General features: G+C 72.1%; 17 protein-coding genes. 10 read left to right on the top strand and 7 right to left on the bottom strand.

Annotated elements, in window-relative coordinates:
- Window positions 1–21: 21 nt before the first annotated feature.
- The 7 genes from ABZY13_RS25445 to ABZY13_RS25415 form a co-directional block, all read right to left on the bottom strand.
- A complete protein-coding gene (locus ABZY13_RS25445) occupies window positions 22–3,432 on the bottom strand; it encodes an AMP-binding protein (protein WP_356634592.1) in 3,411 nt (1,136 codons plus the stop codon).
- Complete coding sequence (locus ABZY13_RS25440; protein WP_356634590.1) at window positions 3,429–5,738, bottom strand: pyridoxal-phosphate dependent enzyme; 2,310 nt, start codon at window positions 5,736–5,738, stop codon at window positions 3,429–3,431. The genes ABZY13_RS25445 and ABZY13_RS25440 overlap by 4 nt, the downstream gene beginning before the upstream one ends.
- A gap of 2 nt (window positions 5,739–5,740) precedes the next feature.
- The gene (locus ABZY13_RS25435; RefSeq protein WP_356634588.1) at window positions 5,741–6,766 is read right to left on the bottom strand and encodes a kinase; all 1,026 of its coding nucleotides are present in this window, start codon (window positions 6,764–6,766) and stop codon (window positions 5,741–5,743) included.
- 37 nt (window positions 6,767–6,803) lie between these two features.
- Complete coding sequence (locus ABZY13_RS25430; protein ID WP_356634586.1) at window positions 6,804–8,306, bottom strand: lyase family protein; 1,503 nt, start codon at window positions 8,304–8,306, stop codon at window positions 6,804–6,806.
- The gene (locus ABZY13_RS25425) at window positions 8,303–9,232 is read right to left on the bottom strand and encodes a 2OG-Fe(II) oxygenase family protein (protein WP_356634584.1); all 930 of its coding nucleotides are present in this window, start codon (window positions 9,230–9,232) and stop codon (window positions 8,303–8,305) included. The genes ABZY13_RS25430 and ABZY13_RS25425 overlap by 4 nt, the downstream gene beginning before the upstream one ends.
- Before the next feature lie 364 nt (window positions 9,233–9,596).
- Entirely contained in the window at window positions 9,597–11,036 is a 1,440-nt protein-coding gene (locus ABZY13_RS25420; protein ID WP_356634582.1) for a HAMP domain-containing sensor histidine kinase, read from the bottom strand.
- A gap of 13 nt (window positions 11,037–11,049) precedes the next feature.
- Window positions 11,050–11,736 (bottom strand): response regulator transcription factor, encoded by a 687-nt coding sequence (locus ABZY13_RS25415; protein WP_356634580.1) that lies wholly within the window; start codon window positions 11,734–11,736, stop codon window positions 11,050–11,052.
- A gap of 311 nt (window positions 11,737–12,047) precedes the next feature.
- Here ABZY13_RS25415 and ABZY13_RS25410 point away from each other — a divergent pair, with 311 nt between their 5' ends.
- The 10 genes from ABZY13_RS25410 (at window position 12,048) to ABZY13_RS25365 (ending at window position 22,990) form a co-directional block, all read left to right on the top strand.
- A complete protein-coding gene (locus tag ABZY13_RS25410; protein ID WP_356634578.1) occupies window positions 12,048–12,170 on the top strand; it encodes a hypothetical protein in 123 nt (40 codons plus the stop codon).
- A 131-nt stretch (window positions 12,171–12,301) separates the two neighbouring features.
- Window positions 12,302–13,540 carry a cytochrome P450 gene (locus ABZY13_RS25405; RefSeq protein WP_356634576.1) on the top strand — a complete coding sequence of 413 codons (1,239 nt, stop codon included), beginning with the start codon at window positions 12,302–12,304 and terminating at the stop codon, window positions 13,538–13,540.
- A gap of 14 nt (window positions 13,541–13,554) precedes the next feature.
- Window positions 13,555–16,587: an amino acid adenylation domain-containing protein gene (locus ABZY13_RS25400; protein ID WP_356634574.1), complete on the top strand. Its 3,033-nt coding sequence runs from the start codon at window positions 13,555–13,557 to the stop codon at window positions 16,585–16,587.
- Window positions 16,588–16,600: 13 nt separating this feature from the next.
- Window positions 16,601–17,410 (top strand): leucyl/phenylalanyl-tRNA--protein transferase, encoded by an 810-nt coding sequence (locus tag ABZY13_RS25395; protein WP_356634661.1) that lies wholly within the window; start codon window positions 16,601–16,603, stop codon window positions 17,408–17,410.
- A 102-nt stretch (window positions 17,411–17,512) separates the two neighbouring features.
- The gene (locus ABZY13_RS25390; protein WP_356634572.1) at window positions 17,513–18,265 is read left to right on the top strand and encodes an N-acetyltransferase; all 753 of its coding nucleotides are present in this window, start codon (window positions 17,513–17,515) and stop codon (window positions 18,263–18,265) included.
- Window positions 18,266–18,421: 156 nt separating this feature from the next.
- On the top strand, window positions 18,422–19,480 hold the full coding sequence (locus ABZY13_RS25385) for a methyltransferase (RefSeq protein ID WP_356634570.1): 1,059 nt from the start codon (window positions 18,422–18,424) through the stop codon (window positions 19,478–19,480).
- Window positions 19,477–21,288 carry an acyl-CoA dehydrogenase family protein gene (locus ABZY13_RS25380; RefSeq protein WP_356634568.1) on the top strand — a complete coding sequence of 604 codons (1,812 nt, stop codon included), beginning with the start codon at window positions 19,477–19,479 and terminating at the stop codon, window positions 21,286–21,288. The genes ABZY13_RS25385 and ABZY13_RS25380 overlap by 4 nt, the downstream gene beginning before the upstream one ends.
- On the top strand, window positions 21,278–21,985 hold the full coding sequence (locus ABZY13_RS25375; RefSeq protein WP_356634566.1) for a hypothetical protein: 708 nt from the start codon (window positions 21,278–21,280) through the stop codon (window positions 21,983–21,985). The genes ABZY13_RS25380 and ABZY13_RS25375 overlap by 11 nt, the downstream gene beginning before the upstream one ends.
- The gene (locus ABZY13_RS25370) at window positions 21,982–22,527 is read left to right on the top strand and encodes a pyridoxamine 5'-phosphate oxidase family protein (protein ID WP_356634564.1); all 546 of its coding nucleotides are present in this window, start codon (window positions 21,982–21,984) and stop codon (window positions 22,525–22,527) included. The genes ABZY13_RS25375 and ABZY13_RS25370 overlap by 4 nt, the downstream gene beginning before the upstream one ends.
- Before the next feature lie 169 nt (window positions 22,528–22,696).
- Complete coding sequence (locus ABZY13_RS25365; protein ID WP_356634562.1) at window positions 22,697–22,990, top strand: heavy-metal-associated domain-containing protein; 294 nt, start codon at window positions 22,697–22,699, stop codon at window positions 22,988–22,990.
- Window positions 22,991–23,092: the final 102 nt, after the last annotated feature.

Below are 23,092 nucleotides of genomic sequence, written 5' to 3'. Positions count from 1 at the left end.
GCGAACCTCCTGAAATCCGTGTCATTTCGGGGGAAGACCGATCAGGTCGTGCAGGCCGGCCCGGAACTCCTCGCCCACCCGCGCCGCGACGCCGTGCGTGACGAGGTCACGCTGGTACTGGAGGCGGAACACCAGACGGTCGCCGTGGCGGGCGCCGTAGAGACTGAGCGCGAACGGCACATCGCGGGGCGGTATGTCGAAGGCCTCGAGTTCGACGCCGCCGAAGCTCTGGCGGCAGCCGCTCCACGGAATCGCGAATCCCTCGTCGAGCCAGCCGCCGGCCGACTGCTGGAACGTCAGCGTCGCCTGGAAGAGCGGGTTCTGTCCGTGCCGCTCCGGCGCCAGGCTCCTGATCAGGCGGGACAGGGGAAGGTGCGCGGTCTCCAGGCCGGTGCGCAGTTCCCGCCAGGTGCGCTCCGCCAGTTCGTCGGGGGCGTCACCGCTGCTGAAATCCCCCAGCAGCGGCAGCATGTTGACGAGGTATCCCACGGTCCCCGCGTAGCGCCAGTCGCCGCGTCCGTGGTGGGGCGTGCCGATGACGATCCGCCGGTGTCCGGTGACCCGGTGCAGCGCGCGCAGGTAGGCCGTGGCGAAGAGGACGAACGGGGTGCGGCCGCGCGCGCGGGCCTGCTCGTGAACGCGCCGCGTGGTCGCGGCGTCGACTGCGAAGTCGGCGATCCCCGCCGGATTGCGCCGGCGCCGGGCCGGCCGCTCGTGCGGGAACAGCAGGTGGTTGCGCAGCGGGCGCCACCGCTCGGTCAGGGCGGCGAGGTGGGCCTTCGCCGCGTCGGAGTCCAGCGCGCCCGTCTGGGCGGCCGCCCACTCGGCCGCGCCGGCCGGCGTGGTGACGGCGGGTTCGGCGCCGGGTCCGGGTGCGTCGTCGACTCCCAGGAGGTCGGCCAGGATCTCGGCCATCACGATCCGCAGGGACCAGTGGTCGACCACCGCGTGGTGGCAGGCGAGCATCAGCACGGTGCCGGTCGGGGTGAGAACGGCGGCGGCCCGCACCAGAGGACCCGACGTCAGGGCGAACCGCCGGTAGGCGACGTCCTCCAGGAAGCGGCGGGCCGCTTGGGGATCCTCGCTCTCCTCCTCCCGGTGCCGGAAGTCGAGCGGGACGCTGTCGTGCACGATCTGGGTGCCGGTGCCCAGGGGGCCCAGCGTGGTCCGGAGGGCGGGGTGCCGGGCGACGGCGGCGGCGACGGCCGCGCGGAGGCGGTCCGGGTGCAGCCGCCGGGCGATGCGTACCGCCGTGGGCAGGATGTTGGCGGTGTCCTCCGGGTGCAGCTCGTCGTGGAAGGCGAGTTGCGTCTGGGCCTCGGACGCCGGAAACGTCCCGGCGCCGTCGCCCGGTGTCCCGGTGGAAGCCGCGGCGGGGGGCGGCGTGGCGGCGGGGGGCGGCGTGGCGGCGAGGTCTTCGGCTATCTCCGCGAGGGAGCGGTCGCCGTAGAAGAGGCCCGCCTCCACGGGTCGGTCCAGGTGACGCTCCACCGCGCCCTTCAGCGTCACCAGTTTGAGCGAGTCCAGACCGAGCGCCGCCAGCGGCAGCTCCTGGTCCTCCGGGCCCGGCTCGTATCCCAGGTGGCCGGCGGCGAGCCGGCCGAGTGTGCCGCGCAGCGCCTCCCGGCCGGTCTCCCGCTTTGCCGGGGAGGGCGGCGCCGGTTCGGCCGCACCGGCGGCGGGGGGCGCGGGCCGGGACCGCCGGACGGTCCGCAGGGCGCCGTCGAGGTGGCGCTGCCTGGTCTCCGACCGGCGGATCTTCCCGCTGGACGTCTTGGGCAGGGACCCCGGAAAGACGAGGACCACGTCGGCGAGGTGCACGTCGCACTCCGTGCCGACCTCTCGTCGCACGCCCTCGGCCAGCAGGCGCGCCGCACTGTCGTCGGTGCGCAGCGCGGCCAGCCCCTCGCGGGTCACCTCCAGCACCAGGACGACGTCCCGCTCCTGCGCATCCGGCTGGAAGGCCGCGGCGGCGCCCGGGCGGAAGTACGGGGAGGTCCGGGAACCGACGCTCTCGATGTCATGGGGGTGGAAGTTGCGTCCGGCGACGATGATCAGGTCCTTGCTCCGCCCCACCGGGTAGAGCTGTCCGTCGTGGACGGCGCCGAGGTCCCCGGTGCGCAGGAACGCCCCCTGCCGCCCGGCGACGCGGGCCCGGAAGGTCTCCTCGGTGGCCGCCGGGTCGCCCCAGTAGCCGTGCGCGACGCCCGGGCCGCGCACGCAGATCTCCCCCACCGCCCCGTCCGGCAGGCTCTCCCCGTTCTCGCCCCGGACGACGACGGTGGTCCCGAGGGCCGCGGTGCCCGAGGAGACGATCGCCACGGTGTTCGCCGCCCCTTCGGAGGCGGCCCGGAGCGTCCCCTTCTCCAGGGCGCTCCGGTCGAACCGCCCTGCCCGGTACCCGGCCCCGCGTTCGGATCCGGAGACGAAGAGCGTGGCCTCCGCCAGGCCGTAGCAGGGGTACACGGCGCCCGCGTCGAAGCCGTGCTCGGCGTACCGGGCGGTGAAGCCGCGAAGCGTCCGCTCGCTGACCGGTTCGGCCCCGTTGAACGCGACCCGCCAGGAGCCGAGGTCCGCTCCCGCCAGCCGCGCGGGGTCGTACCGGTCGACGAGGAGCTGGTAGGCGAAGTTGGGCCCGCCGGAGCAGGTGGCGCCGAAGCGGGCGATCGCGAGCGGCCAGATCATCGGATCGTGGATGAAGGCGAACGTGTTGAGCAGCACCGACGGGATGCCGAGGAACAGCGGCAGCAGCGCGGTGCCGATCAGCCCCATGTCGTGGTACATCGGCAGCCAGCTCAGGACGACGTCGTCGGGGCGGATGCCGAAACCGTGCGTGATCGCCGTCTCGTTCTCCACCAGGTTGCCGTGGCTGACCATCACGCCCTTGGGCAGGCCGGTGGATCCGGAGGTGTACTGGAGGAAGGCGAGGTCCGCGCCGTCGAGCCGGACGGGCCGGAACCGCTCGTGGCCGGTCGCCGGCATGGATTCGACGGTGCGCACCACGGGACCGCCCGCCGTGCCCTGCGGCCAGAGCGTCTCGCTCAGCTTCCCGGCGATCTCCTCGGTGGTGAGGGCGTGCGTGGGGCGGCAGCTGCGGGACACCGCCGCGACGCGGTCGAGCCTGGCGCCCGGCCGGGGTGCGTACAGGGGCACCGCGACCACGCCGGCGTACAGGCAGCCGAGGAATGCCGTCAGGTAGTCGGGGCCGGGCGGGAAGAGCAGCAGGACCCGGTCGCCCGGACGTGCCGTGCGCTGCAGGCAGGCCGCGATCCCGAGCGCCGACCGCTCCAGCTCGCGGTAGCTCACCCTCCGTTCCACGGCGAGCTCGGGCCCGACGAACGTGTACGCGGTGTCGTCCGGCCGCTCACGGGCCCAGTGGGAGAGGGCGGCGGGGATCGATGCGAAGCCCGGGCGGGCCGTCGGTTGCGTCACCGTGCCCTCCCCCCGTCCGCCGTCCGGCGGGCGCCCTGCGACGGCGCGTCCTGGATTCCGGGGGCCAGTCGGCCGACGGCGTCGGCGCACGTCCTGGCGACCTGGGCCGGGGAGTCGCCGTGGGCGATGACGTAGCCCAGGCGGTCGAGTGCGTCACGGGGCGGGCGCACCGGGGCTCCCGGGCGGGCGGTGACGACGACGCGGTCCACGCCGTCGATGGCGCGCGCCTGCTCGACGCCGCCGACGCCGGTGAGTTCGCCCTCCCGGCCGGCGAGCAGGAACTCGATGCCCGCGTAGCGGTCCGGCTCGGCCATGGGCTCCGGGGGCTGGCCCAGGACGACGCGCAGCTGCTGTTCGAGGAGTTCCGTCCCGGTGGCCAGCCGGATGAGTTCCGGGATCATGCCGCCGGCCATCCGGGCGTTGATCTCGACGACGGCGGGGCCGTCCTCGGTGAGCCGTATCTCGGTGTGGGTGGCGCCCAGTTCGATGCCGACGGACTGCACAGCGCGGCGCGCGACGTCCTCCAGCCGACCCGCGACGGCGGGCGGGAGCGGGGCCGGGAAGAGGTGGCGGTGCTCGATGAAGTACGGGGAGCCGGTGAGGCTCTTCTCGGTGATGCCGATGCAGCGCGTCTCGCCCTTCCAGCTGAACATCTCCACGCTGAACTCGGGGCCCTCCAGGTACTGCTCGACCAGGGCGACGCCGGCCGTGGGCAGGCCCCGGGCGTTGGCCCGGACGGCGAGGATCTTCCGTACCTGGTCCTCGGCCTGTTGGCGGGTGGTGCACAGCAGCACGTTGGTGGAGCCCGATTCGTCGGCCGGCTTGACCACGCACGGCAGGCCGGTGGTGTCGACCGCCCCGGCCACCGAGGCGACGTCGGTGACGGCGGCGAAGCGCGGCTGGTGCACCTTCGCGGAGCGCAGTATCCGCCGCAGCGCCGACTTGTCGCGGCAGGCGGCCACCGCCTCGACGGGGTTGCCCGGCAGCCCCAGCCACGCCGTCAGCTCGGCGACCAGCGGGACGTAGAAGTCACTGGTGGTGGTGACGCCCGCGATCTCCTCCCGACGGAAACGGTCCTGGATGCCGCGGCGCAGTTCGGCCAGGGAGTTGGTGTCGCAGACCAGCACCTCGCACTCCGCCTCGGCGAGCCCGGCGTACCTGTCGGGCCTGCTGGTCAGCAGGACGGGTTCGTATCCCAGCCGGCGAGTCGTCTCCAGCGCGAGCATGCCGGTCCCGGTGGTGTTGGACTCCACGAAGACGAGGTGCCGGCTCAGCCCGTCCGTGCCGTCGCCCTCCCGTGCCGTGCGGGACCACTGGTGCACGACCCGGCCCGGTTCCACGACCTGGGGCCGGGGGGCCGTGGCCTGCTCGTGCAGTCCCTTCCGCTCCCAGTACGCGTCGTTGTAGATGGTGTCGGCGTACCGGTCGCCGCGGTCCGGGAGGATGCCGACGATGCGGGTGCCCGGCTCGGCCCGGGCGGCGAGGTCGCCCAGCACCCGGTACACGGACCCCGAGGTGTTCCCCGCGAAGATCTGCTGCTCACGGGCGAGGGCACGGGTGGACTCGAACGCCTCGGCGTCGTTGAGCCAGTGCACCTCGTCGATCAGACGGCGGTCGAGGTTCTTCGGCAGCAGGCTGTTGCCGAGACCGCTCTGCAGCCGGCTCGGCATGTCGGGCTGCCCGAAGAGCACGCTGCCCACGGCGTCGACGCCGACCACGGTGAGGTCCGGCAGGGTCTCCCGCAGGGCACGGGCGGTGCCGCACAGGGATCCCCCGCTGCCCACCGATCCGACGAGTACGTCGATCGGTCCGAGGTCCTCCAGGATCTCGTCGGCGAGCAGGCGGTAGGCGCCCGGGTTGTCCGGGTTGCTGTACTGCTGCGGCCAGAAGGCGCCCGGCAGGTCCGCGATCAGGCGGTCCAGCAGTTCCAGCCGTGCGCTCTGCCACCCGGCCTCCCCCATCGCCTCTACGACATGCACCTGACATCCCAGCCCGCGCAGCTTGGCCAGGGTGACCTCGTCGATACGAGGGTCGGTGACGATGTGCACGTCATGGCCGAGGGCCGTTCCGACGATGCCGATGCCCAGCGCCATGGTGCCGGAGGAGCTCTCGATGATGGGTGCCCCGTCGCGGAGGGCGCCGGTGCGCTTCGCCTCCAGGATCATGTTCCGGGCGACGCGGTCCTTCATGCCGAACAGGTTCTGCAGTTCCAGCTTCGCGTAGACCTCGGCGCGCGGCGCGCCGTCCATGCGGAGGCGCACCAGCGGCGTGTGTCCGATCGTGTCGACCACGCTGTTGAAGAGCATGTTCAGATCCCTGGGTGGTTGCCGACGGAGGTGGTGGCGGAGGTGGTGACGGAGCCTTCGGGTCTTTCCGGACGTCCGGATGTCTCCGGCCCGTCGGATCGCCGGCTTTCGGGACCCAACGAGCGGTAGACGGACACACTCCCGGTGAAGGCGGCGCATGATTTGCGGACGTACTCGACTTCCTCCGCCTGCTCGTCCACGTCGCCGGGGAGGAGGATGCCGAGGTTCGTCCCGCTGTGGGCGAGCACGAGTCCGAGTCCGCCGATGTCCCGGCACATGCGCAGCAGATCGCCGAAGTGCTTTCTGGGCGAGAGCGTGGAGTTCATCTCCGCGCTGCGGGTGGAAATACCGCCGACCGCCTGGAGGTCACCCGCCCGGACCGCGTCCGCGAGTCGTGCCAGGAGCGCCGCGTACTCGCGTTTCTCGGCCGAGCCGCGCGGCTTCTTCGTCCGATTGAACCGGACGGTGTCCACCATTCCCCCGACGTCGTGGGCGACGATGGTGAGAGGCGGGAGGAACCCGAGTCTCTCCCGCAGCCTCACTTCCCGGTGGTAGAAGGCCACGATTCCCGGGTACATCACGCCGTCCGACGGTTCGATGCCGCGCAGCAGCGACTCGATCCGCTCCTCGGTGAGCCGCAGGCCCACCGCCTCGCCGACGGCGCGGGCGGTGGCCACCAGATCGGCGGAGGAACTGGCGAGCCCTTTCCCCTCGGGCAGGGTGGTGGTGATGCTCAGTGAGCCGCCGCCGCGATATCCGTGGGCCAGCAGCAGGCGTTCCGCGAGCAGACGGGACTTGGTCTTGTGCGGCGGCTGGACCACCACCTCGCGGTGGGACGGGGTGAGCCGGAACTCCGCCGTGGAGGTGCGGGTGATCGGGAAGGTGACGAGGAAGTCCAGGTCGCCGTCCGGCAGCATCCCCTGCAGCAGTTCCCCGAAGGTTCCGTTCGCGACACCGCGGCCGACGCCGTCTTCCCCGTCGGAGCCGTACGGCGATGCCCCCTGCTGTTCATCCGGTGGTCCGGTCATCCGCTCCCCCCCGAGTCCGTTCCGGTCCATGCCGCCGTCAAATGCCCAGCTGCCGATCGATTTCTCCGAGCGCGCCACGCAGACGCCCACCGCGTCCCTCCCACTGGGCGCGCTGCTCGTCGAGGTGAGCGGCGTGCTCGGCCAGCAGCTCGCGCACCGCGTCGGGGTGTGCGGACCCCGCCGACCGTTTCCGGCGCAGGCTCTCCTCCACGTCGAAGGCCACGGCCAGGGCGCGGCCGGGCTCCGCGAGTGCGAAGCCGTGCGCGAGGGCGACCTCGCGCAGCAGGTCGGGCGCGGTCTCGCGCGGCGACAGACCGCGTCCGGAGGCGGCGACGATGTACTGCCCGGCGATGACCTGGGCCCGTCGCCAGGGCACGTCCTCGTCCAGCGTCAGCAGGTTGGCCAGGGTGAAACCACCGAGGTACTCGCGCTCGCACACCTCGAGCATCCGGTCCTTCCGGAACCGCAGGTTGTCCAGTACGGCGCCGAGCAGGCGCAGCACGCTCCGTACGGCGGTGAAGGCGTGAAGGAGGTGAGCGCCGGCTTCCTTCGACACCTCGACCGAATTCGAGTAGGGCGTGTTGCGCTGACCGAGGACGAGGTCGAGGTGGAAGGCGCTGAGATGCGCGGTCCTGCCCCGGATGCGTTCCAGGACCGGGAAGTTCTTCTTCTGCGGCATCGCGGAGGAGATGCCGCTGAGGCCGTCGGGCAGGTCGATGAATCCGTACTCGCTGCTGCCCCAGCTCATGAGGTCGGTGGCGAAGCGACTCAGTGAGACCCCGAGGACGGAGAACTCGGCGGTGATCTCGACGGACCAGTCGCGGGAGGCCACGGCCGCGAGGGCGTGCGGCCGGGCTTCGCGGAACCCGAGGAGTTCGGCCATGCGGCCCCGGTCCCAGGGCAGTTCCTGTCCCGCCATGGCGCCGGCGCCCAGCGGGCAGACGTCGATCCCGTCGTAGGTGGACAGCAGTCGGGTCAGGGAGTGGATCGCCTGCTCGCACAGGGCCGCCAGGTAGAAGCCGGGCGTGATGACCTGCGCGGTCTGGAGGTGGGTGTAGCCGGGCATGGGGATGTCGAGGGTGCGGGAGGCCAGGCGGTGCACGGTGCGGGCGTATTCCAGGAGCTGCTCCGCGGTACCGAGCAACTGCTCCCTGCCGAAGAGCAGCTGGGCGCACGCCTGGAGGTCGTTGCGACTGCGGTCGACGTGCCATGCGGGCACGGGTCCGGCGAGTCGCTCCTCCACGAAGCGCTCCAGGGCGAACGCGATGTCGGACATGTTGCCGGCCGGGCTCGCCCGGATGCGTTCGGCCGTGGCCCCCGAGAGCAGGCGCCCGATTTCCTTAACGCGCGCCCGGGAGACGATGCCCATCCGCCCGTACTCGAGGGCGAGCACCTTTTCGATGGCGACGTACCAGGGCAGGAGGTGTTCCGCCTCGTACTGGAACTGCGGAGCGAGTATCTCGTCGTGGAGCAGAGCGCTCGGGGGCGAGGTGATGCGTCCGCTGATCGGGGTCGCGCAATGCCCCGGCTCCGGACTCATGAGGCGGCCTGGTAGGTCGTCCGCATCTTCCACGAGAACCACTGCCCGACGGTCACCCGGTCGAGATCCGCCTCGGTGGCCCCGGCCGCCGGCGCCCGCATCGGTTCGATCGAGGTGTCGTGGTTCGGCAGGTAGAAGAACGGGATGGAGATCCGCGACGTCGCTCCCTCGGCCTCGGGATTGACGACCCGGTGCACCGTCGACTTCCAGCGGCCGCCGGTCCAGAAGGCCATCAGATCGCCGATGTTCACCACGAAGCTGCCCGGGACGGCCGGGACGTCCAGCCAGTCGTCGTCGCCCCGGAGCACTTGCAGGCCGCCCAGCGCATCCTCCACGTACAGCACGGTGAGACTGCCCCAGTCGGTGTGGGCGTCGCGGCGGAGCCGGTCGGGCTCCGGGTCCGGGTAGTAGTAGTTCGCCAGCAGCAGCGACACGTGCTCGTCGAACTTCCGGTCGAAGAAGTCCTCGTCCAGATCGAGCGCCAGGGCGAACAGCCGCATGATGTCGGCCGACAGCTCCGTCATGGCGGCGATGTACTCGTACCAGACCGCCTTGAAAGCGGCGTCCGGCCAGATGTTGGCCGCCTTCCAGGTCGCCGGGTAGTCGCCGAGCCTCGCGCGCTCCTCCTCGCTCAGGTCCCCGGTGACGTGCGCCGCGAACGCCTCGTACGGCCCGCCCGGGCGGCGCAGGCCGGACACCCCGGCGCCCTGGTTCGCGCTCAGCTCCTTTTCCGCTTCCGGCAGGGTGAAGAAGCCCTTCGTCGTGGTGTACATGCGGTCCACGAGGTCCTTCGGCACGCCGTGCCCGACGATCGTGAAGAACCCCGAGGTCTCGCACGCGCGCCGGATCGCGGCGGACATCTCCGCGCGGCCGGCTTCGGTGTCCCGGTCCGACAGGTCGATGACCGGTACAAAGTCGTCTGCCATGGCAGCTCCATCGCTCGGGCGGCGTTCGGTGCCGCGCTCGTCTGCTCGGCCGTGACCGCTGCGGCCTCGGCCGACTTCCGTACCTGCGTCGTGCGTTGCGCGCCGGGCAGTCCTCGGTCCGCCCCCGGCGCCACGGAGGGCGGGGCGGGGAGCGGAGCGGGGAAGCAGGAGAGCAGGCCGTCCGGGCCCGCGCCGAGGGCGATGCCCTTCCAACAGTGACGACCGTAGGGGGGCGCGGATCAACGGCTGTGCAGCAGAACGTCAAGGGGAGGGCAAGAGCCCGGCAAGGCCGGGAGGTCTGCACTGTGCCAAGAAGCCGGCGACGGTCCTCCGGACAGGACCGCCTGTCCTCCACCGCCGGGCCTCAGTCCGTGGTGGCCGGAGGGCACGCGGGCACGAGTACCCGGCTCTCGGCGGCCGGCGCCGTCCGGGGGCAGAGCGGCATCTCCACCCGGGCCTCGATGCCGTGCGGGGTCGCGGGCAGCAGCCGCAGCGACCCGCCGTTGGCCTTGGCGAGCGTGGCGGCGATCGCCAGTCCCAGCCCCGACCCGTCGCGCTTGGCGGAGTTGTCGCCCCGCCAGAACCGGTCGAGCGCCCGCCGGCAGTCCTCCGCCGACATGCCCGGGCCCTCGTCGATCACCTGGATCCGCGCATGCGCTCCCGCCGCCCGGTGGCGGATGGTGATGGATCCGCCCGCACCGGACGCGTGGATCGCGTTGTCGATGAGTACGTCGAGAATCTGCTCGAGATGGCCCGGCACACAGGCCGCGACGGTCCCGTCCGGGTCGGGGGCGAGCAGCGTGACACGCTTGCGCGCCGCGGCCTGCTCCCAGGCGTCCACCCTGACAGCGACGACCTCGGCCACGTTCACCGGTTCCACGGACTGGTCCCGGCCCTCGGCCCGGGCGAGCCGCAACAACTGGTCGAGCAGCGAGGAGAGGCGCTCGATCTCCTTCACTGCCTGGTGGAGTTGCTTCCTGGACTCCGGCCGGACGGCCGGTTCCAGCGTCTCGACCCGCAGGCGCAGCGCGGTGAGCGGATTGCGCATCTGGTGCGACGCGTCGGCCACGAACGCCCGCTGGGTCTCCAGCAAGGTCACCAGATGATCGGCCATCCGGTTGAACCCCCCGGCCAGTCCGCGCATTTCGGGCGGCCCTCCCTCGCACCGCACGCGCACGTCGTACGCCCCGTCGAGAATGGAGTGCACCGTGTCGTCGAACTGCCGGATGGGCCGCAGCAGCCACCGGGACAGGGGCACGCTGGCCACGCCGACCGCGGTCAGCGCCAGCACCGCCGCACCGAGCAGCAGCAGGATGTGCTGGTCCAGGTCCCGTTCCACCGCGGTCCCCGAGGCGACGGACCCCACGGCGCCGATCACCTCGTCCCCCTGGAGGACGGGCTCCGCGATGATCGCATCGCCCGGACGCAGGGCGTGACCCCCGAGCCGGGACGGGCCGGGGAACTCGCCGCGCAGCGCCTGGGCCAGCGGCGAGCGGAGCACGGCCGCGACGCCGTCGACGTCGGTGTGCGACGCCGCGGCCACCCTGCCCCGGACGTCCACGACGACGACCTCGGTCCGGTGGCTTTCCGCGTAGCGCCGCAGCCGCTCCTCGAAGGAGGCCGCCGCGGCCCCGTCGGTGAGGACGTCCCTGGCGTGCACCGCCAGTACACGGGCTTCCCGGGCTCGTGCCGAGGCCAGTTGGTGGTAGGCGTTCAGGGAGTGGCCGAGGGCGAGAGGGATCTCCAGCATCAGCAGGACGACGGACGTGAGGGTCAGGTAGGTGAGGAGCAGTTTTCTCCGCACTGGCCCGCCCTCCTCAGCCGCACGGGTCGGTCAGCCGGAAGCCCACACCGCGGACGGTCTCTATCCATCCTTTGTCGCCCAGCTTGTTGCGCAGGGCGCCCACGTGGACATCGAGTGTCCGGGTCGAGCCGAACCAGTTCTCGTCCCAGACGCTCTCGATGAGCCGCTCCCTGGTGAGCACCGCGCCGCCCTCGGTGGCCAGCAGTGCCAGGAGGTCGAACTCCTTGGCCGTCAGGGACAGCGGTCGGCCTGCCATGGAGGCCTTGCGTGCCCGGACGTCGATGCTGAGCGGGCCGATTCCCAGCGCGGAGCCGGCCGCCGCCTGGGAGGGCACGGGGGGCGCGGCCTGCGTGGTGCGCCGCGTCACGGCCTCGATGCGGGCCAGGAGTTCACGGAAACCGTACGGCTTGACGACGTAGTCGTCCGCGCCGGCCTGCAGGAGCATGACCCGGTCGATCTCCTCGGACCGTGCCGTCAGCACGATGATGGGGACCGTCGACGTGCTGCGGATGCGTCGGCAGACCTCGTAGCCGTCGAGTTCGGGGAGGCCCAGGTCGAGGAGGACGAACTCGGCCTGCTCCACCGTCCGCACCGCCTCGACGCCGTCGGCCTTGCACAGGACGGTGTGACCGTGCTGCCGGAGCGCGTCCGCCAGCGCGTCCGCAACGTGCTCGTCGTCCTCAGCCACAAGTATGCGCACGTGGTGAACCCCCCGTCACAGGCTGTCGGCAGACCCGCGGTCGGGATTCTAACCACCGTAGTCGCGATAGTCAGTAGGGCCTGATCCGCCGACCACGGAAACAGGCCACAGGAGTCCCACCGCGCCCCTTCGGCCCCATTCCGTGCCCGTCCTCGGTCGACTCCATGCCCGAAGCTGAACGATCCCCTGCACTGGACTTGACGGTCCGCTGCAGATGCGCCGCCTAGCGTGAGTGCCGAGGTTCAGTGATCCACGGAGCGACGAGGAGTCGCGACCGCCCCGGCATCCGCAATGCCCGCAGGAGGTCCACCATGCGGTTCAGGAACTGGCTCCTGATGACCGTCGCGTTCCTCCTGCTGCTCACGGCCTTCTGGCTCCTGTACAACTCGACGAACCGCCCACCGTCCGGAGTCCCGTCGCCCGAGATCTCCTGACCCCGCCTTCCCCCGTCCGGGGTGGGGGCCGGCCGGAGAACTCTGGCCTGAACGCCCTCCCCGGACCGCGGCAGCGCGGCGGTCCCGGTCCGCTCCAGCCAGCAAAGTCCGGAATCCCACAGGAGTATGACGTGATCGCTTTCAGCACCACGCCCACCGTGGCCCTCGACAGTTCCGGCGGCCGCTGCATGTACGACCAGGTGGACCGACTCAGGGACATGGGACCGGCCGTCCCCGTGCAGCTGCCCGAGGGGGTCGCCGCCTGGTCGGTGAGCCGCGGGGACGTCGTCAAGTCGCTGCTGACGCATCCCGGCGTCTCCCGGGACCTCAAGGGCACCGTTCCCGGGTACGAGCCGGGCTCGGTCGCGTGGCTGTCGCCGTGGGTGGACATCGACCACATGGCCACCGCGGACGGCAAGGAGCACGCCCGGCTCCGACGGCTGATCACGCCCGCCCTCAGTCCCCGTCGCGTGGCCGCCCTGCGGCCCCAGATCGAAGCGCTCGTCGCGCGTCTCCTCGACGACATCGAGGCCCTTCCGGCCGACGAGCCGGTCGACCTGCACTCCGCCTTCTCCTACCGGGTGCCGACCGAGACGATCTGCGACGTCTTCGGCGTCCCGGACGAGCAGCGTCCCGAGCTGCTGCGCCTGTTCCGCGCCGTCGGGGAGACGGATGTGGCGAGCGAGGAGGAATCCGTCGCCATCAGCAACGGCCTGGTCGCCGCGATGCACGCGCTGATCGACGCCAGGCGCCGCGAGCCGGGCGACGACCTCACCAGCTTCCTCATCGCCGCCCGGGAAGAGGGCAGCGCCCCCCTGACCGAGGACGAGCTGATCGCCACCCTGCTGCTGATGATCGGCGGGGGCAGCGGCACCACCATCAACCTCATCGACCACACGGTGCGCGAACTGCTCGCGAACCCGGACCAGTTGCGCCTGGTGCAGGACTCGCCCGAGCGCTGGGACGAGGCCATCGAGGAGTCGCTGCGCGTGCACTGCCCCGTCATGCATCTGCCGATGCGGTGGGCCACGGAGGACATCGACCTCGGGGAGGGCGTGGTCATCCGGGCCGGCGACGCCATCCTCATCTGCTACGGGGCGCACGGCCGTGACCCCGGCGTCCACGAGAAGCCGGACGTCTTCGACGTCGGCCGCGAGAACAAGGACCACGTCGCGTTCGGGCTCGGCCCCCACTTCTGCCCCGGTTCGCGGCTGGCGCTCCTGGAGGCGACAGTCGCCCTGTCGGCCCTGTTCGAGCGCTTTCCCGAGATGCAACTCGCCGTCGCCCCGGACGAGGTCGAGCCCGAGCACACCTTCATCGGCAACGGCGTCGCCTCCCTGCCCGTCCTCCTGCACCACCGGTCGCGGTAGAGGGGGGCAGGGGGATGCGCGCAACGTCTCTGGTCCACGAACGCTTCGCCGCCGTCGCGGCCGGACGCCCCGACGCCGTCGCCGTCGTCCAGGGCGAGCGGCGGATCACCTACGGGGACCTCGACCGGCGGGCCGACCGGCTGGCCCACGTGCTGAGCCGGCGGGGCGTACGACGCGGCTCCGTCGTCATGGTGCACCTGGAGCGTTCGATCGACCTGATCGTCTCGTTCCTCGCCACGCTGAAGGCCGGGGCGGCGTACCTGCCGGTGGAGCCCGATCTGCCCGGCCGGCGCGTGGCACGGTACGTCGAGGAGGCCGGCTGCGCGGCGGTGCTCACCCGCCGCGGCGCCGTGGAGCTCTTCGCCGGCCTGCCGGTGACCGCCGTCGCCGTCGACGAGCTGCCGGCGGACGACGCCCCGGCCACTGCCGCGCGGACCGCGGTCGACGGCACGGACGGCGCCTACGTCATCTACACCTCGGGCTCGACCGGCGTCCCCAAGGGCGTGCGGGTCGACCACGCCTCCCTCGCCCGGTTGTGCGACGAGATCAACGCGCGGTACGGGATCGGTCCCGCCGACCGTGTCCTGCAGTTCGCGGCCGTCTCGTTCGACACCTCCGTCGAGCAGATCCTGGTGACGCTGCTGAACGGTGCGACCCTCGTCCTCCCCGACCATCTCTGGGCGCCGAGCGACCTCGCGGACCGCCTCGCGGCTTACGGGGTCACCGTGATGGACCTGACCCCTTCCTACTGGCGGGCCTTCCTGTCCGAGCTCGGTCGGGCGCCGGCCGACCTGGCGGTACGCCTGACCATCGTGGGCGGAAGCGCCGTGTACGCCGAGGACTGCCGGACGGCGCTGCGTCTGATGCCCGGCTCACGCCTCGTCAACGCCTACGGCCTGACCGAGACCACCATCACCTCGTGCACCATGGAGGTGACCCCTCAGTCGCTGCCCGCCCAGGGCCCCGCGCCGGTCGGCCGCCCGCTGCCGGGCACCACGGTCCACGTACTCGACGACGATCTCCAGCCCGTGCCGCCCGGCCGGCAGGGCGAGATCTACATATCCGGCGCCGGCGTCGCGCACGGCTACCTCGGGGACACGGCGGACCGGTCCAGGTTCCTGCCCGATCCCCACGCGGACCGGCCCGGCACCCGGATGTACCGCACCGGCGACATCGGCGGCTGGACACCCGCGGGCGACCTGGAGGTCACCGGGCGGGCCGACCGGCAGCTCAAGGTCCGTGGGTTCCGCGTCGAGCCGGCCGAGATCGAGGCGGCCCTCTCGGCCCACGAACTGGTCGTGGACACGGCCGTGGTGCCGTGGGCCCGGGGCGCGGAGACGAGGATCGCCGCCTACTTCACCGCGGCCCCCGCGCAGGACGGCCGCCCGCCCACCGCCGGTGAGCTGCGGGCGTTCCTCGCGGGCCGGCTGCCCGGCCACATGATCCCCTCGGCCTTCGTCCAGCTGCCCGGCATGCCGATGACGAGCAACGGCAAGGTCGATCTCCAGGCGCTGCCCGAACCGGACCTCTCCACGGCTCACGCCGCACCGGCAGCCGACGGCCGACCGGACCGGAGCGCCGGGCTGGTCGAACGGGTGGTCGCCGGAATCTGGCGTCAGGTCCTGGACGTGGACCACGTCGAGCCGCACGACAACTTCTTCGGCCTGGGCGGCGATTCCCTGAAGGCGGCCCAGCTGCTCGCCCGGCTGCGCGAGTCGCTGGGCATCCTGATCACCCAGATCCGCCCGCTGATCCGGCTGCTGCTCGACGACGCGACGTTGCGCAGCTTCGCCGCCGCCGTCGAATCGGCGAGGGCGGGCATGCTCGCCGAGGACGCCCGGCCCGTGGACTTCGCCGCCGAGTCCGAACTGGGCGTGCCCATCCGGCGCACCCCCGTCGAAGCCGCCTCGTGGGAGAAGCCGGCCCACATCCTCCTGACCGGGGCCACCGGTTTCCTCGGGGTCTATCTGCTCCGGGAGTTCCTGACCACCACCGACGCCACCGTGCACTGCCTGGTGCGGGCGGGCGACCGGGACGCCGCGATGGCGCGTGTGCAGGCGAACGCCGCCCACTACTTCCAGGACGACCTGGAGCGCTACCGCGCGCAGGGCCGGATCCGCGCCGTCCCGGGCGATCTCGCCGAGCCCCGTCTCGGTCTGACGGAGGACGAGTTCGACGGGCTGGCCCGGATCGTCGACGTCATCCACCACCCCGGCGGGCTCGTCAACTTCATCTATCCGTACGCGCACATGCGGGCGGCCAACGTCGAGGGAACGCGCGAGATCATCCGCATGGCCGCGCGCTACCGCAATGCCCCGGTCCACTACACCTCCACCATGGCGGTGGTCTCGGGCTTCGGGACCGCCGGGGTGCGGCAGGTGAGCGAATCCACTCCGGCGGCACACGCCGATCACCTGTCGGTGGGCTACGTCGAGAGCAAGTGGGTCGCGGAGGCCCTGCTGCTGGAGGCCGCCCGCCAGGGACTTCCGGTGGCGGTCTACCGGGCCGCCGACATCTCCGGCGACCGGCGGACCGGCGCCTGGAACACGTCGACGGAGATGTGCGCGATGAAGAAGTTCATCGTGGACACCGGCCTGTCCCCCGTCGCCGAACTGCCCCTGGACTACACGCCGGTGGACTGCTTCGCCGCGGCCGTGGCGCACATCGCCGCGTCACGGCTGCCGCGGGGGGAGGTCTACCACCTCACCAACCCGGGCAAGGCGAACGTCTCCGTGCTCGCCGAACGGCTGCGGGCCCATGGCCACAAGGTGCGTGAGGTCCCGTGGGACGAATGGGTGGAACGGATCGCCGAGATCGCGGTCGAACAGCCCGGCCACCCCATGACGCCGTTCGCTCCCCTGTTCATCGACCGCTGCTCCACCGGCGAGATGAGCGTGGCGGAGATGTACCTGGAGACCACGTTCCCCGTCTTCTCCCGGGACAACGTGGAGGCGGCGCTCGAGGACAGCGGCATCGAGATCCCTCCGGTGGACACCGAGATGCTCGACCGCTACATCGGCTACCTGACCACCGTCGACTTCCTGTGAGGCCCACGTGCTGATGCCAAGCCCGGTGCGGCCCCGGTCCGCATGGGGACGCCTGGATCCGACCACCGCGCCCGCCGAGGGCCCGGTCGCGTTCGGCGGTGATCTCAGCCCGCGCAGCCTGCTGGACGCGTACCGGCAAGGGCTCTACCCGTTCCCCGCCACCACCATCGAGCACCGGCTGCTCAACGAACTCACCTACGAGTCCGACGTGGCCGCCGGACGGATCGCGCTGCGGACGAGCGGCCGGGATCCGTACGGCATCGCCTGGTGCTCGCCCGACCCCCGCCCGGTCATCTCCGTCGCCCGGGCCCATCTCCAGCGCAGCCTCCGGCGGCAGTTGCGCGGCGTCGACTGGACGACCACGGTCGACGTCTGCTTCGAGCGGGTGGCCGCCCAGTGCCGCGAGGGGCGCTCCGAGCACTGGCTGACCGACGAACTGCTGGCGAGCCTGACCCGGCTGCACGAGTGCGGCTACGCCCACAGCGTCGAGGTCTGGGACGGGGGCGAGCTGATCGGCGGGGTGTTCGGCATGCGGATCGGCGCCGTCTTCAGCGCCGATTCGCAGTTCACCCTGCGCAGCGGCGCCGGCAAGGCCGCCGTCGCCGAGCTGACGCGCCGCTTCGGGGAGGTGGGCGGCGTCGCGGTCGACGTCCAGCGCGACAGCGACCACGCCAGGCTGCTCGGGGCCCGGCCCGTCCCCCGCGCCCGGTACCTGGAACTCCTCCGTACCCCCCACCGGCCGACGCCGCTGCGCACCGGGCGCAGGCCGGTCCGACTGCTGACGGACCGACGAGGGACCGACGACGGACCGGCGACGGACTGACGACGGACCGACGACGGACCGACGACGGACCGACGACCGATGGAGAACGGACCGACAGGACCGGGACCACACGACCACACGACCACACACCGGAGACCCGCCATGGTTCAGAGCACCGCCGGAACGGGACTGCACGTCGCGAGTCTCGCCGAACGCCCCGACCTGGAGACGGCCATGCTGACGATGGAGTCGACCTGGCCGGCCTACATACGCCCCGATCCGACCCTGGTCCACTGGATCTTCGAGCGCCACGCCGGGCACCAGCTCGTGGTGCTGGACGAGACGGAGACGGTCGTCGCCCGCGCGGCGAGCGCGCCGCTGAGCTGGGACGGCCGAACCGACAGCCTGCCCGACACCGGCTGGGACGAGGCGCTGCGCCAGTGCATGACCGACACCTACAGCGGTCACCGGCTCAACGCGCTGTGCGCCCTGGAGATCGCCGTGGTGCCCGGCCTCCAGCTGCGCAACCTCTCGGGCCGCACCCTCGACGCGCTGAAGGACCATGCGCGGGGCCAGGGCTTCGGCGATCTCGTCGCTCCGGTCCGCCCCAGCCTCAAGCACACCGCTCCGCGGCTGACCATGGCCGCCTACGCCGCCCGGACCCGCCCGGACGGGCTGCCGGAGGACCCCTGGCTGCGCGTCCACGTGCGCAGCGGCGGCGAGATCCTCAAGGTCTGCCCCGCCTCCATGACCATCTCCGGAAGCCTGGCGCAATGGCGCAAGTGGACGGGGCTGCCGTTCGCCGCCGACGGCCCCGTCGAGGTGCCCGGCGCGCTGACCCCGGTGGTGGCCGACGTGGAGCAGGACCACGCCGTCTACATCGAGCCCAACGTCTGGGTCCGCCACCGCCTCTGAGGACGCCTGCTCCGCTTCCCGGGCCGGCTCCCGGCCCCCGCCCGCCCTGCGTCGGCCGCCCTGCGTCGGCCGTCGGCCGTGGCCGAGTGGCTCACCGCACTGCTCCACAACCTGTTCAACCTGTTCCGTACCGACCGAATGAGAAGGACGAACACCATGAGCATCAGTGGACCGGACCAGGACACCACCGAGCGCATCCGGCTGCGCGGCGCCCTGATCGAGCGGATCGGCGGCTACATGACCGCGCACGCCCTCGGGGTGGTGGCCGATCTCGGCATAGCCGACCTGATCAAGGACGGGGTGCGAGGCAGCGACGAACTGGCCGCCGAGACGGGGGCGCACGAGCCGTCGCTGCGCCGGGTGCTGCGCCTGCTCGCGGCGGTCGGGGTCACCACGGAGCCCGAGCCCGCCCGCTTCGGTCTGACCGAGGTGGGGGCCCAGCTGCGCTCCGACCACCCCGATTCCCTGCGCTCCTTCACCCGGGTCTTCTGCAGCCCGATGTGGTTCACCGCGTGGCAGGGCCTGGGCCGGGCCGTCGCCACCGGCGAGCCGGCCTTCGGCGAGGCCGAGGGCTCCGACTTCTACACCGCCCTGGCCGCGGACACCGAGTTCAGCGCCCTGTTCCACGAGGCGATGGGCGAGGAGTCGCGGATCGCGGCCGCACGGGTCGCCGCCGCCTACGACTTCTGCGGCGTCACCAAGGTGGTGGACCTCGGCGGCGGTGACGGAACGCTGCTCGCGGCCGTCCTCACCGCCCACCCCCACCTGCGCGGCACCGTCTTCGACAGCCCGAACGGGGTGGCCGACGCCCCGGCGGTGCTGAGCAAGGCCGGCGTCGCCGACCGGTGCGAGGTGCGGCCGGGCGACTTCTTCCAGGACATCCCGGGTGACGGCGATCTCTACATCGTCAAGAGCGTCTTCCAGGACTGGAACGACGAGGACGCGCTGGCCCTGCTGCGCTCCTGCCGGAGGCGGATCCCCGACACCGCGACCTTGCTGATCGTGGGGACGGTCCTGCCCGAGACCCCCTCCGCGGACCAGTCGATCGCGTACTTCACCGACGTGAACATGATGGTCATGGCCGGCGGCCGGGAGCGGACCGAGTCCGAGTTCCGGGCGATGCTGTCGGAGACCGGCTTCACGGTGCGGTCCGTGCGGTTCGGCGCGGCCGGGCCGCTGTCCATGATCGAGGCCACGCCCTCGGCAGCCCGGTGACGGCGTCCGCCTTCGGTGCGGAGCTGTTCCTCGGACGGCTCCGCCCCGACCTCCTCACCCCGCCTCCCGGCGATCCGAGGCGCCTCGGGGAAGCGGACGAGCGATTTCTGCGCGCGCTGCGGGAGTTCTGCGAGACCGAGGTCGACAGCCACCTGATCGAACGCGAGGACCGCATCCCCGACCAGGTGATCCAGGGTCTCAGGTCGCTCGGCGCGTTCGCCATCAGGATCCCCCGGGAGTACGGCGGACTCGGGTTGTCGGGGCGGTGCTATCTCCGCGCCCTGATGATCGTCAACAGCACGCACTCGGCGCTCGGCGAGTTGCTGGCCGCCCATCAGGCCATCGGTCTGCCGCAGCCGCTCCTGCTGTTCGGCACCGAGGAGCAGAAGCGCTCCTTCCTGCCGCGGTGCGCACAGGAGATCTCCGCGTTCGCCCTGACCGAGCCCGACATCGGCAATGACCCGTTCCGGATGCACACCACCGCCGTCCCCGACCGGGCCGGCGCCTCGTACACGCTCAGCGGCGTGAAGCTGTGGACCACCAACGGCACCATCGCGGACCTGCTGGTGGTGATGGCCATGGTGCCCCCCGCCGAGGGCCGCGCCGGGGGCATGACGGTGTTCGTGGTCGAGGCCGACACCCCCGGGGTGTCGGTGGAGCATCGCAGTTCCTTCCTGGGGCTGCGCGGCCTGGAGAACGGCGTGATCCGGCTGCACGACGTCGTGGTCCCGGCGGCGAACCGCATCGGCGACGAGGGCGAGGGCCTGGACATCGCCCTCGCGGCGCAGGAGACCGGGCGGCTCTCGCTGCCCGCCGTCTGTGCCGCCGCCGCCAAATGGAGCCTGCGGATCGCCCGTGAGTGGGCCGGGGTCCGCGTGCAGTGGGGGCGGCCGATCGGCGAGCACGACGCGGTCGCCGGAAAGCTGGCCCGCATCGCGGCCACCGCCTTCGCCCTGGAGGCGATGGTCGAGCTGTCCGCGAGCCGTGCCGACCGCGGCGCCGACACCGCCCTCGAAGCCGAACTGGCCAAGCTCTTCGCCTCGGAGCACACGTGGCTGATCGCCGACGAGCTCCTGCAGCTGCGCGGCGGCCGCGGGTACGAGACCGCGGAGTCGGCCGCGGCGCGCGGCGAACGCGGGGTACCGGTCGAGCGACTGCTGCGCGACCTGCGCATCGGGCGCATCTTCGACGGGTCGACGGAGGCTCTCCGGAGCTTCATCGCGGATGCCGTCCTCACCCACCACCGCGCGGTGGCCGGCGCGGAGCACGACGGGGCCCCGGAATATCGGGTCGGCGTCCCCGGCGGCGGTGACGTCCTCGCCGGGCACCTGCTCTTCGCCGAGGAGGCGGCCGGGAGGATCGCGGGAGACTTCGCCGCGTTCGCCCGCCGTCCCGATCAGGAGCTCTCCGCGCACCAGCGCCACCTGGGCCGGCTCGTCGACATCGGCGCCGAGCTGTACGCGATGAGCGCGGCCTGTGCCTACGCCGTCGCCCTCGCCGGCGCCGGCGACACGCCCGTCCGGCTGGCCGACGCGTTCTGCCGGCAGGCCCGGCTCAGAGTCGCGGAGTTGTTCGCCCGGTCGGCCGCCAACACCGACGACCACGACCGGACCGTCGCCCGCGCGGTCCTGGCCGACGACTTCACCTGGCTGGAGGAGGGTGTCGTCGACCCCTCCATCGAGGGCCCCTGGATCGCCGAGCCGAAGCCCGGCCCGGCGACCGGCCCGAATCTGCGCCGCCGCACGGCCACGGGCGGCGGCGCATCACCCGACCCGGCCGAGTGCGAGGGAGCACACGATGGACGATGAGACCGGCGCCGTCCTCAGGGCGGCACGGCTGCGGATGGACGAGCAGCGGGTGCCGAACCGCTTCATCGCCCTGCTGGAGGCGGGTGAGGTGCCGCACGACCATCTGCGCGCGCTGGCAGGCGAGCTGTACCACCTGGTGGAGAGCGACCTGCGCAGCTTCGCCCTGCTCGCGTCGCGTTTTCCCTCGGCTCCCGCCGGCGACCTGTTCCTGACCATGGCCCAGGGCGAGTCGCAGGCCCTGCGACTGCTGCTCGACTTCGCGTCCGCGCTCGGGATGGACGGGGCGGACCTGGCAGTGTACGAGCCACGGCCGCTCGCCCAGGCGTACCCCGCCCATCTGACCCGGACCGCCCTCCACGGCACCCGCAGCGGTATCGCTCTCGCCCTGCTCGCCAACGCGGCCGAGTCGGGTGAGCAGTACATGCGGGTGGCCGACGCGCTGAGCAAGCGGTACGGGTTCGACGAGCAGGCCGTCGGGCACTTCCGGTTCTTCGCCGACACGCCTGCGGAACTGCTGGACCAGGCGGCGAGAACGCTGCGGACCGGTCTGGCCGAGGGGGACGACCCCGGCGAGGCCGTCCGGACGGCGTGGATGGTGCACGCCTACGAACTCGCCTTCTGGCGCACCCTCGCCGAGGACGTCGTGCCCGGACGGGGAGGCGCCGATCACTCACGGACGACGAAGGACGGCCGATGACGACGACCGACGGCACACCACTCGGCAGAACGCGTCGTCTTCTGCGCGAGGCGCGTTACCTGAACCTGGCCACGGTGTCCGCGGAGGGCCGGCCGTGGATCGCCACGCTGGAGTACGCCTGGCTGGCCGACCCGCTGCGGTTCGTGTTCGGCTCGGCGGCGCTGTCCCGGCACGGGCGGAACGTCGCGTCGAATCCGCACGTCGGCGGAGCGCTGTTCATGGCGCCGGGCACTCCCGGTCTGGACATCGGGGCGGTCGACGGCGCCCAGTTCACCGGGACGTGCGGCGAGATCCCGGCGGGCGAGCTGGACGAGTACTACGCGGACTTCTACCGGGCCGTGTTCCCCGACCCCGACGAACGCGCCCGGTTCAGTCTCCGGCGGTCGCAGCTGTGCCCTCCGGAGCCCCACCGGCTCTACCTCGTCGTGGTGGAGGAGTGGTGGCTGATCGACACCCGGAACTGGGAACGCGACAGGATCGACCGCCGGATGGAGGTGCCGCCGGCCGATCTGAGACGGCTCGCCCCTGCCGAGGCGCGGTAGCCGGCCCGGGGATGCGGGATCCGACTTGAACATACGGGGCGGGGGTATATAGCCTACCCCCAGGGGGTATGCCGGTACACCGGTCCCGGCGATCGGTGACCGGTGATCGGCCACCTCATGCGGCGTGCCGTGGACTTCCGTATCAACACATCGACATCCGAGGTGAACCATGACCGACGAGAAGAGCTCCGGCTCCTGCTGCTCCACCGACGGTTCCTGCTCCGGTGCGGCCTCCGAGGCCACGGCGGGTGAGGTGACCACCGTCTACAAGGTGTCCGGCATGACGTGCGGCCACTGCGAGGGCGCGGTCTCCGAGGAGATCTCCGCCATCGACGGCGTGTCCTCGGTGAAGGCGGTCGCCGCCACCGGCCAGGTGACGGTCGTCTCCGCCGCCCCGCTCGACGAAGCGGCCGTCCGCGCCGCCGTCGACGAGGCGGGATACGAACTCGTCGGCACGGCCTGAGACCGTCCACGACCGTTGCGCCGGCTCCCGGCCCGCACACCCGCGCGGCGAAGTCGAGCTGCCCGGTGCCGCCCTCGGCGCGGCGCGCGGCGCGGGCGGCGC

It is taken from the genome of Streptomyces sp. NPDC006610, assembly GCF_040611575.1.
In the GTDB taxonomy this organism is placed as follows: Bacteria; Actinomycetota; Actinomycetes; order Streptomycetales; family Streptomycetaceae; genus Streptomyces.
This window is presented reverse-complemented; position numbering and strand designations above follow the sequence as displayed.

Bases quoted from the DNA above. Each gene is read 5' to 3' on its own strand.
- ABZY13_RS25440 (WP_356634590.1), bottom strand. From the start codon at position 5,738: ATGCTCTTCAACAGCGTGGTCGACACGATCGGACACACGCCGCTGGTG.
- ABZY13_RS25435 (WP_356634588.1), bottom strand. From the start codon at position 6,766: ATGACCGGACCACCGGATGAACAGCAGGGGGCATCGCCGTACGGCTCC.
- ABZY13_RS25430 (WP_356634586.1), bottom strand. From the start codon at position 8,306: ATGAGTCCGGAGCCGGGGCATTGCGCGACCCCGATCAGCGGACGCATC.
- ABZY13_RS25425 (WP_356634584.1), bottom strand. From the start codon at position 9,232: ATGGCAGACGACTTTGTACCGGTCATCGACCTGTCGGACCGGGACACC.
- ABZY13_RS25410 (WP_356634578.1), top strand. From the start codon at position 12,048: ATGCGGTTCAGGAACTGGCTCCTGATGACCGTCGCGTTCCTCCTGCTG.
- ABZY13_RS25400 (WP_356634574.1), top strand. From the start codon at position 13,555: ATGCGCGCAACGTCTCTGGTCCACGAACGCTTCGCCGCCGTCGCGGCC.
- ABZY13_RS25395 (WP_356634661.1), top strand. From the start codon at position 16,601: ATGCCAAGCCCGGTGCGGCCCCGGTCCGCATGGGGACGCCTGGATCCG.
- ABZY13_RS25390 (WP_356634572.1), top strand. From the start codon at position 17,513: ATGGTTCAGAGCACCGCCGGAACGGGACTGCACGTCGCGAGTCTCGCC.
- ABZY13_RS25385 (WP_356634570.1), top strand. From the start codon at position 18,422: ATGAGCATCAGTGGACCGGACCAGGACACCACCGAGCGCATCCGGCTG.
- ABZY13_RS25375 (WP_356634566.1), top strand. From the start codon at position 21,278: ATGGACGATGAGACCGGCGCCGTCCTCAGGGCGGCACGGCTGCGGATG.
- ABZY13_RS25370 (WP_356634564.1), top strand. From the start codon at position 21,982: ATGACGACGACCGACGGCACACCACTCGGCAGAACGCGTCGTCTTCTG.
- ABZY13_RS25365 (WP_356634562.1), top strand. From the start codon at position 22,697: ATGACCGACGAGAAGAGCTCCGGCTCCTGCTGCTCCACCGACGGTTCC.